Here is an 828-nt window from a genome sequence, read left to right as displayed (position 1 = left end):
GATTTATGCTTCAGATAAGAAGTTTCAATAGATTAGAACATTGGCTTAAAAAAGGCAAGTTTAAAAAAGTAATACCTAAAAAAACTAAAATGCCACGCATTGATGCCGTTAGGCGCTCCTTAAGTGAGTTTGATTTAGATGGATTAAAAGAAATTCATAAACATATAATTAAAACCACTATAAAAAATAAAGTGTTTAGAAATGGTACTATAGATAAATTAAAGGTAGTTGCTATAGACGGTGTAGAACTATTTGAAAGCACTAAAAAATGTTGTGATAAATGTCTTACAAGGGTTCATAAAGATGGAGTTACCCATTATTTTCATAGATCCGTGGTTTGTACAACTGTAGGTTCTGATCCTCATCTTCTTTTAGGACAAGAAATGCTTGAGCCTAAAAAGGACAGTTCAGATAAGGATGAGGGGGAAACTACAGGTGGCAAAAGACTAATCAGAAGACTTTATAAAGAGTATCATCATTTTGCAGATATTATAGTTGCTGACGCTTTATATTGTAAGTCTACTTGGATTAAAGAAGTACTCTCTATAGGAATGAATGCAGTAGTAAGGGTTAAAGATGAACGACTTCATATTGTAAAAGATGCACTAGCTTTATTTAAGTGCCGTGAGGCAGATAAAGAATGGATAGTTAATAAAAAAAATAAAAATTATTTAAAGATAAAAGCTTGGGATGAAGATAACTTTGAAATGGCTGATTCAGAAATAAAAGTAAGGTTTATAAAATTTATAGAAGAAGTTCATACTGGAGATAAGGTAGAAATTAAAGAAGCATGGATTATAACAACAGACAAATTTACATCAGTAGAAA

Annotated in this window: 1 pseudogene; it reads left to right on the top strand. The window is 30.8% G+C overall.

Going from position 1 to position 828, the window contains the following annotated elements:
* A pseudogene (locus tag FGK85_RS15670) lies at positions 1 to 828 on the top strand (transposase); the annotation flags it as partial.

Origin of the sequence: Haloimpatiens lingqiaonensis (assembly GCF_901447495.1) — a bacterium.
Classification (GTDB): domain Bacteria; phylum Bacillota; class Clostridia; order Clostridiales; family Clostridiaceae; genus Haloimpatiens; species Haloimpatiens lingqiaonensis.
The sequence above is the reverse complement of the archived record's forward strand: the minus strand, read 5'-3'. Positions and strand labels throughout refer to the sequence as shown.